The organism is Tsuneonella dongtanensis (assembly GCF_001698205.1).
GTDB classification, from domain to species: Bacteria; Pseudomonadota; Alphaproteobacteria; order Sphingomonadales; family Sphingomonadaceae; genus Tsuneonella; species Tsuneonella dongtanensis.
On record NZ_CP016591.1, the window covers coordinates 944,225 to 958,283 of the forward strand.

Below are 14,059 nucleotides of genomic sequence, written 5' to 3' on the forward strand. Positions count from 1 at the left end.
TCCGAAAGGAGTAACCAAATAGGTTATATGTAGGAAAGGCGTTTTTGCGATCGCCCTCAACCGGTTCGCAAATTCTGTCGCAGACTTCGTGCAATTCGCGCGGTGTTTGAAAACTTCGCCGGTCGGGTCCGACTATCGCCGATTCACACCTTGCAACGTCGTTCGACCCCATAACCGTAACGTCGCGCGGCGCGCTTCCAAAAATTCCTGACCGGCCCGCTGATATTGCGCAATTGCAGGTATTGCTCAGGTAGAAAAGCGGCTAACCGCCTCCACATGCAGCAAAACCGGACAGTGATCGCGGGTGCGGGGCCCATGACGGTGAGATCGGCCCCGCAGGCCGTCTCCACGCTCCCGATTATCCTGATGGCGGGCCTGTTCTATCTTCTTCTCCTTCCTGATCAGCTGAACCCTCGGATCAGCGGGATTCTCCTTCCTCCGTACCGCGTCTACCTGATGTTGACGGCGGTCTTCCTTGTCGTATCGGGTGTACGGGAACGCTTTCGTCCCGCGTGGCCGGACTTCCTGATCGCGTTTTGCGCAGCCTGGATTTTCCTGGCTTCCTACGTGACCTCCGCGGCACTCGGAACCGCGATGATTATGGCCGGCGCCCATTTGGTGGACATCGCGCTTGCCTATTTCCTCGCGCGATCCTCCATCAATTCGCCGCGCGACTTGCGCCTGTTTCTCGTCTTCATCGCGCCGGCCGTCGGGATCGCATCCTTCTTTGTGGTGCAGGAATCGATAACGGGGGTTCGCATTGCGAAGCCGCTCGCTGCCGCGATTTCAGGTGTTCCCTTTGGCGCGCGCGAGGAAGAACGCTTGGGTCTGATGCGTGGGATGGGCACCTTTAATCATCCTATTCACGCCGGGCTGTTCCTCGCGAGTTTCCTGCCGCTTTATCTAATGGCGAGCATTCGGGGCTGGCCGGCCAAGCTGGGCGTGGCGGCGTCCATCGGTGCGTTCTTCTCTTTGAGTTCGGCCGCACTGCTCGGTCTGCTTTTCGGCGGCGCGCTGCGCTTCTACGACTGGCTGACCGTGCGGGTAGCCAACGCTACTTGGTCGCTTTTTCTCATCGTTTCGGCAGCGGTGGTTTTCGTGATCGAAATGCTCAGCAACACCGGCACCTATGGGCTGCTAGTCCGCTATGCTTCGCTGCAGACGGCGTCCGCCTATAACCGCATACTCATTTGGGGTTTCGGCACCGCCAACGTGGCGGAGAATCCCTGGTTCGGAATTGGATACGGTACGTGGGAACGGCCCTGGTGGATGCATTCGGGATCGTTCGATCACTTTTGGCTGCTCATGGCGCTCCGATTCGGCATTCCCGCTTCGCTCGCCCTAACCGCAGCCACGGTCGCGGGTGTATGGATGGTCGCCAGGCGGTCGCGAACCATGCCGCCGATGGACGCGCTTCTGTTGCGCGGCGTCGCGATTTCGCTCGCGGTTTTCGCGCTCGGCGCGATCTCGGTGTCGCTGTGGCTATCGCTCCTGGTATGGTTTTTCATGCTTCTGGGCATCGCGGTCGGGCTCGCGACCGCTCGTAGCGCCAATCAATGAATGAAGAGAGCCGGGCGGCCGGTCCCGAAGTGACCGTCGTCATCGTCAGTTACAATACCCGTGACCTTACACTGCGCGCAATCGAGACCCTGCTGGCCCATGCGGGCGACGTGCGGATCGAGGTGATCGTATGGGATAATGCGTCGTCCGACGGGTCTGCCGAAGCAATCAAAGCGCGCTTTCCCAATGTCGAACTGATGGAAAGCCACGAGAATCTCGGCTTCGCATCGGCCAACAACCGCGCTGCGCAGCGGGCCCGAAGCCCTTATCTGCTGCTGCTCAACCCCGATACGGAAACGCATCCCGGTGCTGTCGAGGCCGCGTGGCGCTTTGCGCAGGCCAATCCCTCGGCCGGAATTGTCGGGGGGCGCACGCTGTTCGCCGACGGATCCCTCAACCCCGCATCATGCTTCTCCACGATTACGCCGTGGAGCCTGTTCTGCAGCGCGATCGGCCTGTCCCGGCTGTTTCCTGGGTCGCCAGTATTCAATCCCGAAGGGCTGGGCGGCTGGAAACGCGACAGGGAGCGGCGTGTCGACGTGATCTCGGGCTGCTTCATGCTGGTCCGGACCGAAGACTGGCGACGGCTCGGCGGCTTCGACGAGAGTTTTTTCATGTACGGCGAAGATCACGATCTCTGCCTGCGGGCAGCAGCACTCGGATTTTCGCCGATGATCACTCCCCGAGCCGAAATCGTCCACCTGGTCGGGGCAGCCTCGCCTCGCCGGGTCGACAAGCTCAAGCAGCTGCACAGGGCCCGCGCGACGATCGTGCGCCGCCACTGGCCATCCGGCCGCAAGTGGCTTGGCATCGCGCTCATGCGGCTGTGGGTGGCGACCCGGCTGGCTGGATCGGTGGTACTCGCGCCGTTCGGGCGCGGCCAGATCGCCACTTGGCGCGAAATGTGGAAGACGCGGGAGGAGTGGCTGAAGGGCTACTAGATGGCCCCGGAAGCGGCCCGGTGAAGACCGCTCGCAAATGCATCGCCGATCGCCTCGCGCGTGAAGCGTCTGGCACGCGGGCTGTTCTGCCAATCGGCAAGTGCGGCCTTTAATTCTTCTTCGTGCGTTACCGCCCGGTCCATCGCCGCCGCTATCGATGCAGTTGAGCCCGCGTCCACCCGAAGGGCGAACGGCTCCCCGTCGAAGTAACCGTCGACCGCCGTGCCCGCCGGGTAGATGATCGGGATTCCGGCGAACAGCGCCTCGATGAAGACCATGCCGAACGATTCGCGCCGAGACGGCAGGACCAGCGCGGTGGCGCGGTTGAGCCTGGCCGGAATCTCGCCGTTCTCTACCGGCCCGGCAAACGAAACGAGCCCAGTTGGCCCGGCAAGTTCGCGGCACCTTGCCAAGGTCGCCTCGTCGCCTCCGCCGATGACCGTCAGGCCTGCGCGGCGCGCCGGACCAGCGGAAGCGCGCAACGCTGCGACCGTGCGGTCGAAGCCCTTGTTGCGCCAGTGACGCAGGTTGAACACGGTAACCAGTCCGCCGCCGGAGGGTCTGGGAGGCAGCGTGACGTCCTGGCCCAAGGCGCAGGGCAGGACAACCGAAGGCGCCGTACGCTCGCCGAGCCGCGCCTCTACTTGCCGCAGTGCCCAAGGCGCAAAGGAGAAGACCATCGCCGCATCGTGAAAGATCTCGCGCAGGTGGTTGCGCAGGTCCGGTCGCGCGGCGAGGATGCGCGTGTCGGTGTTACCCTGGATGGACAGCGCGTACGGCACCCTCAAACGATCTGCCATTCGCCGGGTGGCGATGCCCTCGATCGTGAGTTTGTGCCCGACGATGAGGTCGGGGAGGGGGCCCGCTGCGGCGATCCGGTCGGCCAACTGTTCGCCCAGCGTTTCCAGCATCGTGCGATGCCAAAGCCCGTATCCGGGCGCAGAATACTCGATCGCGTGACCATAAGCGAAGCTCTCTTCGCGGAGGGTCAAGCGGGGCGGCGAGAGAGCGTTGCGAAAGGCATCTGACAGTCGCCCCTGTCCCGGGGATCGACGGTTGAGGGACATGACTTCGTGGTCGAAGCGATCTTGCGTGAGCTCTACGAGGCGAAGTACCGCCGCGGTCTTGCCCGGGTCCACCGGATCGGGAAAATCTCCCGACAGGTGGACCACACGCAATTTCCCACCGCGATAGCGATCAGGCAGCCTGCTTGTCACCGTACGCGTAGTACTTGTAGCCGTAGCCGTAGCTCTCTCCCGCCTCGAGGGCGCGGAACTTGGTCAGGACCACACCAAGTACGTTGGTGCCGCTCTCGCGAAGTCGACGGAGCGCCGCCTTGGCCTGGCCGAAATGGGCGCGGTTCGATTCCACGACGAAGATCACGCCGTCGCACACCCGGGCGAGCAATGGAGCGTCGGCAAGACCGATCACCGGTGCGCTGTCGATCACGATAAGCGCGTAGTGCTTGCGCTGCTCGGCGACGAACTCGTCGAGCCGGGGCGAGGAAACGACTTCGACAGGATTCGGCGGGATCGCCCCGACCGGAAGAACGTCGAGGTTGGGGTTCGTCTGCGGCAGGAGAGCGTCCTGCAATCTGACTTGGCCGGCAAGGACCTCGGCAAAGCCCCGATCCGTGCGCTTGTAGCCCAGCGCCGATGCAAGTGACGGACGCCTGAGGTCTCCATCGATCAGCAGCACCTTCTGTCCCAGCGCGGCGAACTTGGTCGCCAGGCTGATGGCCGTCGTGCTCTTGCCTTCCTGCTCCTGGCTGCTGGAAACCATCAGGATGTTGTGGTCGCGCCGTGGCAGCGTGAAACCGACTGCGGCCCGGATAGAAGCGTGGGCTTCGGCCAGCGCGCCCTTGGGATCGGCGAGGTCCTCGGCCTCGACGAGCGGCGTCATGCCGAGCAGCGGAACGCCCAGCTTGCGCTCCACGTCCTCTGCCGACCGCAGGCGGTCGTCGAAGGTCTCGCGCAGCGCGGCGAGAAGGACCGCTAGGCCGGCGCCCAGGATCAGCGCGATCAGCAGGTTCTTCGCCAGAACCGGCGACACCGGCCGGTTAGGAACGGTGGCCTTGTCGAGCAGCGTGATGGTGTTCGGACGGACATTGGCCGATGCCGAGATCTGGTTGTACCGATCGAGCAACGACTGGAGCTGCGTGCGCAGGCCGGTCACTTCGCCGTTGAGGGCATTGAACGAAACCCGCCGTTCCTGCTCGTCCAGCACCTTAGAGGAGACGTTCGACAGCTCGCGTCCCAGCGCTTCTTCCTGGCGGGCTGCCACGAGGTATTCCTTGCGAAGCGCCTCCTTGATGGCGCTGCTTTCGCGAGCGAGTTGCCGGTCGAGCGTCGCCAGTTCGGCTTCGAGTTCCTGGACGACGGGATGCGAAGGACCGTAGCGGACGCGCTGTTCGGCAAGCTCGGACTGGGCAGTCGCCCGGCGGGCGACGATGCTCTGGACGACGGGGCTCGCCTGGACCTCGCGCAATTCCGACGGCGAAGCCGCAGCGGCTGCACGCCAGCGTTGTTCCGCATTGATCCGGTTGGCGCGAGCGGCGGAATAGGTCGAATTGATCGATGCAAGGCTGCTGGCGGCGACTGTTTGCGGGGCAGCGCCCTGCTCGGTTGCCGTGCCTGTCACCGGCGGTGCCAGCATGGCTTCGCCGACGATGTTGTTCGCGCGGGCATATCCCAGGGCCTGGCGCTCGGCAGTTTCGAGCCGATTACGCGTTTCGAGGATTTCCTTCTCGAGATACGCCTGGGCGTATTCGTTCTTCTGGATGCTCCGACGCAGATCGTCGGTCAGAAATGCCTCGGCAAAGCCGTTGGCGATCCGCGCTGCGAGTTGAGGATCCTCCGACTGGTAGGAGATCGCGATGACGCGTTCGGAGCCGGGGACCTCGGCCTGGACGCCGCCATGGACGACATTGACAGCGACCGCTCGGCGCCGTTCCTTCCATTTCGCGTCACTCATGCCGTCCGGTCTGACGGTGGCGATGTCGCCGACCACATCGGGGTTGTCCGCAAGGTCCAGAGCGTCGACGACGGTCTCGGCGAGCGAGCGACTCTGGATCACCATCGCAAGCGTCGAGAGGTAATCTCCGAAACGGTTGATGTTGATGTCGGGGGCCAGGCTGGACCCTTCGAAGATGTCAGCTTCTTCGGGGTCTGCGCGAACAGTCGCGGTCGCCTGGAAGGTCGGAACCTGCATGATCGTCATGAGGAAGCCGGCCAGAACTGCCAGCGCCGTTACGCCGACTAGGATGTATCGCTGGCGCCAAAGAATTCCGCGCACGGTCTGCAGGCTGATCTGGGTGCCTTGATATTCGCCCCCGCCGTCGCTTCCGGGCAGGTAACGCTCCGCCCACGAATTGCCAGGCGCCTTGTTTTCGATCGGGTCCATGTGGGGTCGAACTGCTTTAGATACGGGTGAAAAGGGCGAAGACCGGGATGGCTTTGAGCGTATCCTGCCAGAACTGCGACAAGCCGGAAGTGCCGACAACGACGCGGTCGTCCGGTTGGATGATCGGATCGATCATCGTGCCTTCCTGAATGGCACGGTAGTCGAATTTCGCGACAGTCATCCCCGCGGTAGTCGGACGAAAGATCGCGATCTGATCGAGTTTCGCCACGCGGTCCGGCCCCTGGGCAAGGGCTATGGCCGAAGACAGGCGAGAGCCGGGGTTGAACGGGTAGACCCCGGGGGTCTTAACAGCCCCCTCGACGGTCACGCGATGCGAATCGTATCGCAGCACGTTCACCGATACGCGCGGGTCGTTGAGATAGCCGCGGCGCAGCTCGCTCTCGATCGCGCCGGAAAGTTCGGCGGCGGTCCGTCCCTCGGCCCTGATCGAGCCGATAAGAGGGAGCGCGATTGAGCCATCGGCGCCGATCGGGGTTGCGGCGAGCGAGAGTTCCGGCTCGCGGAACACAGTCACACCGATCGAATCGGACGGCCGCAGCCGGTAGTCCGCCGGGGCCGATTCCGCGGTAAAGGCCTGCTGCCCGTCCGCTTCGACAGATGCGGGAGAGATGACACCGACGACAGGTGGGGGAGTAGCGCCACACGCACCAAGCGCGCCTGCGCAGACAAGCGACACCACAATGCCGCGCATTGCGCTGATATGAATCATAAAAGTATTGCTTCCCTCTTGAGCCTCGCCTCTAGACGGGCAGCAGGGTTAATTCAACCGGATTGGCCCAATTCGATACCTCGCTCCTGATCCCGTCCAATGGTCCTTCGTAGTTCGATCGCACAATGTTGAGCGCCCTTGCAGTCATCTTCTACTGGGCGACGGCGACCGCTTGCGTAGTCGCGGCGCGTAAGGCGATCGCGACCCACCGGCCGCGGCGCATGTCTGCCGCATGGATGACCCTGGCGGCACTGTTCGTCGCTCTCGGTCTCGCGCGGGCATTCGAAGTCGAGGCCGCGGTAACGCAATGGCTACGGCTCGCGGCACGGACCGATGGCGCCTATGAAACGCGAAGCGCGTGGCAGGCGCCTTTGGCTGTCGTCGTGGCAATCATCGCCAGCTTGACCGCGCTGGGACTGCTTTCCCAACGACGGCGGATGAGGGGGCGCGCGGAACGCCTCATGTGGTGGGCGAGCATGGCCGGGGCAGGAATGGTCTGGCTGTCGATGCTGCGCATCGTATCATTCCATGCCATCGACAGGCTTCTCTATGCCAAGCCAATTCACCTCAACTGGATTATCGATCTGGGGCTGACCGGTATCGTGCTGGCCAGCGCCGTCCTCACTCGCATCGTCCTGATGCAATCGAGCAGGGCGGGCGGTCATTCCTCCATCACCCGTTCTCGCCAGGCGCGAGACGGCCGATGACCGCGGGGAAGGCCAACCGGGTTCTCGCCGTCGCTTCGGGTGGGGGCCACTGGGAACAACTGATGGCGCTGTCGCCATCGTTTGCTGGCCACGAAGTCAATTACGTCACGACCCTTCCTGGACTTGCCGAGCAGTTTGGCGTCAGGGCGTTGATCGTGCCCGATTGCAACCGCAATCAGAAAGTCCGATCCCTTCTTTGCCTTGCCGCGGTCGCTGCGGTGCTCATTCGCGTCCGGCCCGATGTAATCGTAACCACGGGTGCGCTGCCCGGGTACTTCGCCGTGCTCCTCGGTCGGCGGCTGGGGGCGCGCACGATGTGGATCGACAGCATCGCCAACGCCGAAGAGCCTTCCATGGCGGGCCGGCTGGCGCGCCGACATTGCGATCGCTGGCTCACCCAATGGCCGGGCGTTGCGGAGGATACGGGCGCGGAATATCGCGGAGCCGTGCTGTGATCCTTGCCACCGCCGGAACCCAATTGCCGTTCCCCAGGATGCTGCGGGCGCTGGACCGGATCGCCGAAAAGCATGGTCTCCGCGTCGTCGCGCAGACGTGCGGAAACCTTGCGGGGGCCCGCGCGCTCGAACAGCGCGAATTCATCGAACCTCAGCCCTTCGCCGAGATGCTCGCGCAAGCGGATGTCGTAGTCAGCCATGCAGGCATCGGCACGATCCTCGCTGCATCCAGGGCGCGCAAACCGCTGATACTGTACCCGCGCGTCGCCGCTCTGGGCGAGCACCGCAACGAGCATCAACGGGCCACAGCGAAGGCGATGGCCGGACGCAGGGGAATTCACGTCGCGTGGGACGACGCCACGCTTTCGGCATTGCTGACCGGGCCGGCGCTGGCTCCGCTCGAGCCGGGACACTCGCCGGAACTCCCCGGGCTGATCTCTGCGGTCTCGGAGTTCGTCAGCGGGCGCTAGTTCGCTTCGATCCCATTCTGCTCGCGGGCAATCTGGTGAAGCCAGTCGGCGTGGCGCGGCGCCTTCTTGGTCTGCGACCATTCGTCGAGCATCATCGGTGCGACGCGCTTGAGCTCGGCATACTGTTCGTCGGTGCCGATATCGGCGGCGAGTTCCACCCGGTGGCCGTTGGGGTCAAAGAAATAAATCGACTTGAAGATGCCGTGGTGGGTCGGCCCGAGCACCTCGATCCCTTGTGCCTCTACATGCGCCTTGGCAGCGAGAAGTTCCTCCTCGCTTGCGACCTTGAAGGCGAGATGCTGGACCCACGCGGGGGTGTTCTCGTCGCGGCCCATGTCCTTTTGGTGCGGCAGTTCGAAGAACGCCAGGACGTTGCCGTTACCCGCGTCGAGGAAGACGTGCATGTAGGGATCGTAGGCGCCGGTGGAGGGCACGTGATCCTCGGCAAACGCGGTCGTGTAGTCCATGCCGAGGACGCGGCCGTACCATTCGACGGTCTCCTTCGCATCCTTGCAGCGGTATGCGGCGTGGTGGATGCCCCCAAGCGAAACGGGGTGCTTGACGGGATGGGCGGTCATTGTGCCGGCTCCTCGACCTTGAGCGCGCCGCGCTGGATCTGGTCGCGCTCCATGCTCTCGAACAGCGCCTTGAAGTTACCTTCGCCGAAGCCCTCGTCGCCCTTGCGCTGGATGAACTCGAAGAACACCGGCCCGACCTGCGCCTGCGCGAAGATCTGGAGGAGCAGGCGCGGCTGGCCGACCGAGCCGTCTTCATTAAGGGTCGTACCATCGAGCAGGATCCCCCGCATTTTCAACGCTTCTACGTCCTCTCCGTGGCCGGGCAACCGCTCGTCGAGCATCTCGTAATAGGTCGCCGGCGGCGCGGTCATGAACGGCACGCCGAACGTCTTGAGCCTATCCCATGCGGCCACCAGATCGTCGCAGATGAGCGCGATGTGCTGGATGCCTTCGCCGTTGAATTCGCGCAGGAATTCCTCGATCTGGCCGCCGCCGCTCTTGCCCTCTTCGTTAAGGGGAATGCGGATCTTCCCGTCGGGCGCGGTGAGCGCCTTGGACGTGAGTCCGGTGTACTCGCCCTTGATGTCGAAGAAGCGGATTTCGCGGAAGTTGAAGAGCGTTTCGTAGTAGTCCGCCCAGTACTTCATCCGGCCGCCGTAGACGTTGTGCGTGAGGTGATCGATGCGGTCGAATCCGGCGCCTTCCGGATGAATTTCGACACCCGGGAGGTAGTCGAAATCGACATCATAGATGGTCAATCCTTCAGCATTCTCGTCCGCGTAGCGATCGACGAGGTAGAGGATAGCGCCGCCGATGCCGCGGATCGCGGGAACGTGCAGTTCCATCGGCCCGGTCTCGACTGCAACCGGCTCGGCGCCTTTCTCGAGCAGGTGCGCGTAGGCCTTTCGCGCATCGCGGACCCGGAACGCCATGCCGCAGGCCGACGGGCCATGCTCACGGGCGAAAAACCACGCGGCGCTTCTGGGCTCGTAGTTGGCGATGAGGTTGATCCCGCCCTGCCGCCAGAGGTGCACGTCCTTCGAGCGGTGCTGGGCGACGCGGGTGAAGCCCATCGCCTCGAACACCGGCTCGAGCACGCCCTTCTCAGGCGCGCAGAACTCGACGAACTCGAAACCGTCGAGACCGGCTGGGTTTTCGAACAGGTCGGCCATGAGAGTCTCCGGCTGGATGCTAGTTTCGTTTGAAACTATTTACCAGCCGGAGAGGCCTGTGTCAAAGGTGTGCGGTCAGTCCGCGATACGCTCGATGATCAGCGCCGGAGCCATGCCGCCCGCGGCGCACATGGTGATGAGTCCGTAGCGGCCGCCCGACCGCTCGAGTTCGTCGAGCGCGGTGCCGACGAGGATCGAGCCGGTCGCGCCGATCGGGTGTCCCAGCGCCATCGCGCCGCCGTTGATGTTGACCTTCTCGCGGTCGAGATCGAGGTCGCGGATGAACTTCTCGGCGACCACCGAGAACGCCTCGTTGATCTCCCACACGTCGATGTCGTCCTTGGTGAGGCCGGCCTTCTCGAGCACCTTCTTCGCCGCGGGGACCGGGGCGTTGAGCATCAGCGTCGGGTCGTCACCCTGGTTGGCATAGGCGACGATCCGCGCGCGCGGCTTGAGGCCGTTCTTCTGCGCGTATTCGGGCGACGTGATCAGCAGCGCCGCGGCACCGTCGACCACGCCCGAGCTGTTGCCCGCGTGGTGGAAGTGCTTGATCTCGAGGTCGGGATAGCGGCGATTGATCTGCTTGCGGAAGGTGGTCCCGCCGATTTCGAAATCGGCGATCTTGGCGAAGCTGGGATTGAGCGAAGCGAGGCCCTCGGCGGTCGTCTCGGGCCGGGGGAACTCCTCGCGGTCGAGCGCGATCGTACCGTCGGGATTTTTCACCGGCACCACGCTCTTGTCGAAGCGGCCTTCCTTGATCGCGCGGTCCGCGCGCTGCTGGCTGACCAGCGCGAGCGCGTCGAGATCCTCGCGGCTGATCCCCTCGATGGTGGCGATGGCATCGCCGCAGACTCCCTGATGGCTCTGCGGGTGGAGTTCGTCGAGCGCTTCGTGGCCCGAGCCCATCAGGCGCGGCGGCAGGCCGGCGTTGGCCTGCTCGGCGGCGTGCGCGGCGGTGTAGCTCATCATCTCGGTGCCGCCCGCAATCACGCAGTCTTCCATGCCGCTCATCACGCTGGCCGCGGCGAAGTTCACGGATGAGATGCCGCCCCCGCAGAAGCGGTCGAGCGTGGTGCCGCTGGCCTTGACGTCGTAGCCCGCCGAAAGCGCCGCCATCCGGCCGAGATCGCCGCCCTGCTTGCCGTTCTGGCTGCTGGTCGACCAGACGATGTCGTCGACGGTCGCGGTGTCGAGGTTGTTGCGCTCCTTGATCGCCGAAAGGACCGTGGCGGCAAGGTGTTGCGGGTGCAGGTGCGACAGCGCGCCCTTGCCCGGCTTGCCGATGCCGCGGGGGGTGCGCACCGCGTCGATGATGTAGGCCTCGCCCATGTTCGTTATCCTCTCGGTTCTGGAATCGGGTTGACGGAAACGTAAGCCTTGCCGACAAACGGCACAAGACCAGTTGCAAAGCGAAATGGGAGAGTGGGCGTGCCGGATACCGCAAATGAAGACGTGCTGACCGAAGTCCGCGACGGCGTGCTGATCGTCACGATCAACCGCCCCGATGCGAAAAACGCGATGAACAAGGCCGCGGCCGAAGGAATTGCGGCGGCAATGGACCGGCTCGATTCCGAAGACGCGTTGCGCGTTGGCGTGCTGACGGGCGCCGGCGGCACGTTCTGCTCGGGCATGGATCTCAAGGGCTTCCTGCGCGGCGAATCCCCGGTGGTCGAAGGGCGCGGGTTCGGCGGGGTGGTGCAGGCACCGCCCAAGAAGCCGCTGATCGCGGCGGTCGAAGGCTATGCCCTTGCCGGCGGGCTCGAACTGATGATCGCCTGCGACCTCGTTGTGGCGAGCGCGGGCGCGAAATTCGGTATCCCCGAGGCCAAGCGCGGCCTCGTCGCCGCTGCCGGGGGTGTGATGATGCTGCCCGACCAGATCCCCGAGCGTATCGCTATGGAACTGGCCCTGACCGGCGACTTCATCGACGCCGCCCGCGCCTACGAACTGGGCCTGATCAACCGGGTGGTCGAAGGGTCGGCTCTCGACGGCGCGCTGGAACTCGCGGCGAAGATCGCCGCCAACGGGCCGCTTGCGGTGCGGGTGTCGAAGGCGATCGTCAAGGAATCCCGCGGCTGGCCGATGGACGAGCGCTACAAGCGCCAGGCCGAGCTGATCGCGCCCGTCTTCGTCAGCGAGGATGCGCGCGAAGGTGCGGCTGCCTTCGCCGAGAAGCGCGCGCCGAACTGGAAGGGCAAGTAGGCGTGGCCGGCCCCCTCGCAGGCATCCGCATCGTCGAGTTCGCGGGGATCGGCCCGGGGCCGTTCTGCGGAATGATGCTCGCCGACCACGGTGCCGAGGTAATCCGCATCGACCGCGCGTCCGGTTCGCGCGGCGGATCGCAGCCGGTCACCAGCAAGGACGTGCTCGCGCGCGGGCGCAAGTCGATTGCGATAAATCTCAAGAGTGCGGAGGGTGTCGCGCTCGCACGAAAGCTCTGCGGCAGCGCCGACGGGATCATCGAGGGCTTCCGTCCCGGGGTGATGGAGCGGCTGGGGCTTGGGCCGGACGAGCTGCTCGCCGACCACCCCAGGCTCGTCTACGGCCGGATGACCGGGTGGGGGCAGACGGGGCCCTATGCGCCGTGGGCCGGGCACGACATCAACTACATCGCGCTTGCCGGGGCGCTCGCGCATTTCGGGCGCGCGGGCGGCAAGCCGACCCCGCCGATCAACATGGTCGGCGATTTCGGCGGCGGCGGGATGATGCTCGCCTTCGGGATGACCGCCGCGCTGCTCAACGTGGCGCGTGGGGGGCAGGGCCAGGTGATCGACTGCGCGATGACCGACGGCACCGCGGTGCTGATGAGCATGATGCACGGAATGAAGGCAATGGGCGTGTGGTCGGAGGAGCTGGGCGCCAACATGCTCGATACCGGTGCGCACTTCTACGACACCTACGAGACCGCCGACGGCAAGTTCGTGTCCATCGGCAGCATCGAGCCCCAGTTCTACGCGGAGCTGCGCCGGATCGCCGGGCTGGCCGAGGACACCGACTTCGATGCCCAGCACGATCGCAAGGGCTGGCCTGCGCTCAAGGACAAGCTCGCGGCCCTGTTCCGGACGAAAACCCGCGACGAGTGGGACGCCCTGATGGAACACACCGACGTCTGTTACGCCCCGGTACTGACCATGGGCGAGGCGGTGGAGCACCCGCACAACAAGGCGCGCGGGACGTTCGTGGACGTCGGCGGCGCGATGCAGCCCGCGCCCGCGCCAAGGTATTCGGGGACGGCGACCGCGACGCCCGAGCCCGCGCCGATGCCGGGCGACCAGACGGAAGAGGTGCTGGGGGCGCTGGGACTGGGGGCGGAGGAGATCGCGGGGCTGCGCGAGGCGGGAACGGTCGCGTGACGGCGTGACCGTGGGCCCAGCCCGCGATCACGCGACCGCGAACACGAAGGCGTATACGCCATAGACGGTCGCCGTCGCCCCGATGGTCAGCGGGTGGACTCGGCGCAGCACCTTGAGATCGTAGATCCAGTGCGATGCGAGGATCGCGGTCCAGACGCTTCCGACCACGATGATGAATACGGTATCGATACCGGTCGACAGGCCCGGAAAGAGGATGTCGAGCGCCCCCCCGAGCACGCGGAACAGGATCGGTGAAAGCGTGAGTATCGTGCCCAGCACGATGAGCCGTTTGTGCCAGGCGGCAACGAATCGCATTCGCCACGCGTAGACGAGTGCGATGGCGAAGATCGGCAGAACGATCCGGTTCGCAAGAACCGTCGCCTCCATCGATCCGAATCCCTCGAAGCCCGCGTAGAACAGGTAGGCGGTCGAAACGACCAGCCCTGCGCCGATGGCGAAAACGCAAGGCCCGACCTTCCTGTGCCGGGCCAGATTGGCCTTCCTTACGAAGTTCGCTTGCACAACCAACGCGGCCATCCACGCGAACGCGAACAGGCCATGTATCACCAGCCATGGATCGCTGTTGCTGCGCTGGCCGACATCGGTGACGAGATTGTCCGAGAAAGCGAGCAGTCCAAGGGCGAGCATGATGCCCGCCAGGATCGTGTAATAGCCGTTCGCGGGGCGCCGCGGCCTCGCTTCGGCGGTTTCAGTCTCCTGCACGCGCGCTCCCCCCCCCCTACGTCGGCTT

The 14,059-nt window shown here is 64.7% G+C and carries 14 protein-coding genes; 7 read left to right on the forward strand and 7 right to left on the reverse strand.

Features of this window, described 5'->3' with window-relative positions:
• Positions 1-276: 276 nt before the first annotated feature.
• Together A6F68_RS04465 and A6F68_RS04470 are read left to right on the forward strand one after the other, a co-directional pair.
• Positions 277-1,560, forward strand: coding sequence for a hypothetical protein (locus A6F68_RS04465; RefSeq protein WP_067676826.1), 1,284 nt, complete (start codon positions 277-279; stop codon positions 1,558-1,560).
• A complete protein-coding gene (locus tag A6F68_RS04470; protein WP_067676828.1) occupies positions 1,557-2,501 on the forward strand; it encodes a glycosyltransferase family 2 protein in 945 nt (314 codons plus the stop codon). The genes A6F68_RS04465 and A6F68_RS04470 overlap by 4 nt, the downstream gene beginning before the upstream one ends.
• On the opposite strand, the gene A6F68_RS04475 is transcribed toward A6F68_RS04470, so the two are convergent.
• From A6F68_RS04475 to A6F68_RS04485, 3 genes are read right to left on the reverse strand one after another with little or no spacing between them, the layout of a single operon-like run.
• Positions 2,498-3,718 carry a glycosyltransferase family 4 protein gene (locus A6F68_RS04475; RefSeq protein ID WP_157096656.1) on the reverse strand — a complete coding sequence of 407 codons (1,221 nt, stop codon included), beginning with the start codon at positions 3,716-3,718 and terminating at the stop codon, positions 2,498-2,500. The two genes, A6F68_RS04470 and A6F68_RS04475, sit on opposite strands and share 4 nt — an antisense overlap.
• A complete protein-coding gene (locus tag A6F68_RS04480) occupies positions 3,699-5,903 on the reverse strand; it encodes a GumC family protein (RefSeq protein WP_067676832.1) in 2,205 nt (734 codons plus the stop codon). Before A6F68_RS04480 ends, A6F68_RS04475 begins: the two co-directional genes overlap by 20 nt.
• 16 nt (positions 5,904-5,919) lie before the next feature.
• Complete coding sequence (locus tag A6F68_RS04485; RefSeq protein ID WP_084001658.1) at positions 5,920-6,633, reverse strand: polysaccharide biosynthesis/export family protein; 714 nt, start codon at positions 6,631-6,633, stop codon at positions 5,920-5,922.
• Between the two features lie 125 nt (positions 6,634-6,758).
• Here A6F68_RS04485 and A6F68_RS04490 point away from each other — a divergent pair, with 125 nt between their 5' ends.
• From A6F68_RS04490 to A6F68_RS04500, 3 genes are read left to right on the forward strand one after another with little or no spacing between them, the layout of a single operon-like run.
• Positions 6,759-7,340 carry a hypothetical protein gene (locus tag A6F68_RS04490; RefSeq protein WP_067676837.1) on the forward strand — a complete coding sequence of 194 codons (582 nt, stop codon included), beginning with the start codon at positions 6,759-6,761 and terminating at the stop codon, positions 7,338-7,340.
• Positions 7,337-7,795, forward strand: a complete 459-nt coding sequence (locus A6F68_RS04495; RefSeq protein ID WP_067676840.1) for a glycosyltransferase family protein — start codon at positions 7,337-7,339, stop codon at positions 7,793-7,795. Before A6F68_RS04490 ends, A6F68_RS04495 begins: the two co-directional genes overlap by 4 nt.
• A complete protein-coding gene (locus A6F68_RS04500; RefSeq protein WP_067676843.1) occupies positions 7,792-8,265 on the forward strand; it encodes a glycosyltransferase in 474 nt (157 codons plus the stop codon). Before A6F68_RS04495 ends, A6F68_RS04500 begins: the two co-directional genes overlap by 4 nt.
• Here the strand turns inward: A6F68_RS04500 and A6F68_RS04505 are convergent.
• The 3 genes from A6F68_RS04505 to A6F68_RS04515 form a co-directional block, all read right to left on the reverse strand.
• Positions 8,262-8,843: a VOC family protein gene (locus A6F68_RS04505; protein WP_067676845.1), complete on the reverse strand. Its 582-nt coding sequence runs from the start codon at positions 8,841-8,843 to the stop codon at positions 8,262-8,264. The genes A6F68_RS04500 and A6F68_RS04505 overlap by 4 nt on opposite strands.
• Entirely contained in the window at positions 8,840-9,955 is a 1,116-nt protein-coding gene (gene hppD, locus A6F68_RS04510) for a 4-hydroxyphenylpyruvate dioxygenase (RefSeq protein WP_067676847.1), read from the reverse strand. The genes A6F68_RS04505 and hppD overlap by 4 nt, the downstream gene beginning before the upstream one ends.
• 75 nt (positions 9,956-10,030) lie before the next feature.
• Entirely contained in the window at positions 10,031-11,284 is a 1,254-nt protein-coding gene (locus A6F68_RS04515; protein ID WP_067676849.1) for an acetyl-CoA C-acetyltransferase, read from the reverse strand.
• A 99-nt stretch (positions 11,285-11,383) separates the two neighbouring features.
• Between A6F68_RS04515 and A6F68_RS04520 the strand changes: the two genes are divergently transcribed.
• On the forward strand, positions 11,384-12,157 hold the full coding sequence (locus A6F68_RS04520) for a crotonase/enoyl-CoA hydratase family protein (protein WP_067682045.1): 774 nt from the start codon (positions 11,384-11,386) through the stop codon (positions 12,155-12,157).
• Between the two features lie 2 nt (positions 12,158-12,159).
• Positions 12,160-13,308 carry a CaiB/BaiF CoA transferase family protein gene (locus tag A6F68_RS04525; RefSeq protein WP_067676850.1) on the forward strand — a complete coding sequence of 383 codons (1,149 nt, stop codon included), beginning with the start codon at positions 12,160-12,162 and terminating at the stop codon, positions 13,306-13,308.
• Positions 13,309-13,335: 27 nt separating this feature from the next.
• Here the strand turns inward: A6F68_RS04525 and A6F68_RS04530 are convergent, their stop codons facing one another.
• A complete protein-coding gene (locus A6F68_RS04530; protein ID WP_067676852.1) occupies positions 13,336-14,031 on the reverse strand; it encodes a hypothetical protein in 696 nt (231 codons plus the stop codon).
• Positions 14,032-14,059: the final 28 nt, after the last annotated feature.

Coding starts and splice junctions, on each gene's coding strand:
- A6F68_RS04465 (WP_067676826.1), top strand. CDS start 277: ATGCAGCAAAACCGGACAGTGATCGCGGGTGCGGGGCCCATGACGGTG.
- A6F68_RS04470 (WP_067676828.1), top strand. CDS start 1,557: ATGAATGAAGAGAGCCGGGCGGCCGGTCCCGAAGTGACCGTCGTCATC.
- A6F68_RS04480 (WP_067676832.1), bottom strand. CDS start 5,903: ATGGACCCGATCGAAAACAAGGCGCCTGGCAATTCGTGGGCGGAGCGT.
- A6F68_RS04485 (WP_084001658.1), bottom strand. CDS start 6,633: ATGATTCATATCAGCGCAATGCGCGGCATTGTGGTGTCGCTTGTCTGC.
- A6F68_RS04490 (WP_067676837.1), top strand. CDS start 6,759: ATGTTGAGCGCCCTTGCAGTCATCTTCTACTGGGCGACGGCGACCGCT.
- A6F68_RS04495 (WP_067676840.1), top strand. CDS start 7,337: ATGACCGCGGGGAAGGCCAACCGGGTTCTCGCCGTCGCTTCGGGTGGG.
- A6F68_RS04505 (WP_067676845.1), bottom strand. CDS start 8,843: ATGACCGCCCATCCCGTCAAGCACCCCGTTTCGCTTGGGGGCATCCAC.
- hppD (WP_067676847.1), bottom strand. CDS start 9,955: ATGGCCGACCTGTTCGAAAACCCAGCCGGTCTCGACGGTTTCGAGTTC.
- A6F68_RS04515 (WP_067676849.1), bottom strand. CDS start 11,284: ATGGGCGAGGCCTACATCATCGACGCGGTGCGCACCCCCCGCGGCATC.